The organism is Streptomyces sp. YS-3 (assembly GCF_045257485.1).
Lineage (GTDB): Bacteria > Actinomycetota > Actinomycetes > Streptomycetales > Streptomycetaceae > Streptomyces.
In genome coordinates, this window is sequence record NZ_JBJHPC010000833.1 from 1 (window position 1) to 2,351 (window position 2,351).

1 protein-coding gene is annotated in these 2,351 nt (G+C 72.6%); it reads left to right on the forward strand.

Going from position 1 to position 2,351, the window contains the following annotated elements:
* Positions 1-43 precede the first annotated feature (43 nt).
* The coding region (locus ACJA3G_RS35335) for a beta-ketoacyl-[acyl-carrier-protein] synthase family protein (protein ID WP_406557118.1) at positions 44-2,351 on the forward strand (2,308 nt) is incomplete at its 3' end.

Genomic DNA, 2,351 nt, shown 5'->3' on the forward strand with positions numbered 1-2,351 from the left:
GCCGAGCCCTCCCCACACCACTTGCGGCACGCAAGGAGAAGTCATGAGCCACAGCAACCACCGCCTCGAAGGCGTGGCCATCACCGGAATAGGCCTGAGCTGTGCGCTCGGCAACGGCGCACAGCACGTCTGGCGCGGTATCCGCGCGGGCGAGAGCGGCATCGCCAGGACCCAGCGCCTCGACGTCTCGACGCTCAGCTGCCAGTACGCGGGCGAAGCACCCACCATCCCCTCCTCCCACCCGCGGCTGCGCGGACGCGTCGACCGGGCCACGTCGCTTGCCCTGACCGCCGCCCAGGAGGCGGTCGCCGGCGCGGGACTGCCCGAGGACAGCCAGGACCCGTACCGCATGGGCATCGCGGTGGGAACCTCCGTGGGCGGCCTCGACCGCGGCGAGCAGTTCCACTGGGAGCTGCTGCGCGGCGGCCCCGGGGCGACCCACGCAGACCTGCTCTTCAACTACCCCTTGTACACCTCGGCGGACGCGCTCAGCATCGCGTTCCGGTTCAAGGGCCCCAAGGTGGTGATCTCCAACGCCTGCGCTGCCGGTTCCAACTCCATCGGGTTCGCCGCCGACGCGATCCGCGAAGGCCGGGCCGACGTGATGATCGCGGGCGGGGTGGACGTGCTCGACATCCTCTCCCTCGCCGGCTTCGACAGCCTCAACGCCCTCGACTCCGAGCCATGCGCGCCCTACTCCCGCAGCACCGGCCTCAACCTCGGCGAGGGCGCGGCCTTCCTGGTCCTGGAATCGCAGTCACACGCCCGCCGACGGGGCGCGGACATCCTCAGTTACGTCCTGGGCTACGCACTGACCAGCGACGCCTACCACGCCACCGCACCCGACCCGGCGGGCGACGGCGCCAACCGCGCCATGCGGGCGGGCCTGGCCCAGGCCGCGCTCGGCCCCGAGCACATCGACTACGTCAACGGGCACGGCACCGGCACACCCACCAACGACAGCGCCGAGACCAAGGCCGTGGACGCCCTCTTCCAGGGCCGTACCGCCGCCCCGATGAGCAGCACCAAGTCGCAGGTGGGCCATATGCTCGGCGCCGCCGGTGCCATGGAGGCGGCCACCTGTGTGATGGCGCTGCGCGACGGTGTGCTGCCACCCACCGTCAACGTCGACGAGAGCCGCGACCTGCAGCGTGACATCGTGCCCAACCGGTCGCGGCCTCAGGAACTGAACGTGGTGGTCTCCAACTCCTTCGCTTTCGGCGGCAACAACTGCTCCCTGGTCCTGGGCAGTCGGCCGGCCGCACCGCGTACTCCCGCCGCCCACCGCGTCGTCATCACCGGCGCGGGTCCCGTCACGGCGCTCGGCAGTGGCCGCCAGGTCCTGCTCGACGCGCTCCGGGACGGCCGCACCGCAGTGGGACCGGCCCGGCTCAGCGACCTGAGCCGCTCCCGCACCCGTCTCGCCGCCGAAGTCGACACCGCCGAGTGCCGCCGCCACGTCGACCGGGCCTACGCCCGCCGACTGGACCAGATCGGCCTGCTCACCCTCGCCGCCAGCCGACTGGCCCTCGACGACGCCGGCCTGCGCGTCACCAACGCGGAGGCGCACCGCATCGGCATGGTGTTCGGCACCTTCAGCGGACCGGTGGAGACCGTGGAGCAGCTCAGCGAGACCATCGGCACCCAGGGACCGCACCGCGTCAATCCCCGCCTCTTCCCCAACTCGGTGATGAACGCCGCCGCCGGACACGCATGCCTCGCCCTCCAGATCCGCGGCCCGCTCTCCACCCTCGCCACCGGCTGCGCCTCCGGGCTCAGCGGCCTGGGATACGCGGCCGACCTGATCCGCCGGGGCGAGGCGGACGTGATGCTCGCCGTCAGCGCCGACGAGCTGACCCCGCTGCTGCACTTCGGCTTCGACCGGGTCGGCCTCCTCGCGCAGGACAGCCCCCGCCCCTACAGCGCCACCCCCACCGGTGCCGTACTCGGGGCCGGCAGCACGGCCCTGGTCGTCGAGTCCCTGGAACACGCACTGGCACGGGGAGCCACCATCCTCGCCGAGGTGAAGGGCCACGCGATCACCAGCGACGGCCATCGCGTCGCGGGCAACGACCCCTCGGGCGAGGCCTGGGCGGAAAGCTTCCGGCGCGCCCTGGCCGACAGCGGCATACCTGCCTCGGACGTCGGCACCGTCTTCGGCGACGCCCGCGGCACCGCCGCGATCGACCGCGCCGAAGCCACCGCGATCGCCCAGGTCTGGCAGCCGGGAACGGTCCGGCTCAGCAACCTCAGCCCGTACACGGGCCATGTGCCCAGCACCTCGGCGCTGATGTCCGCCGTCTGCGCCACGGAGACCCTGCGTACCGGCTGGAGCCCCCGCGTCCCCGGCC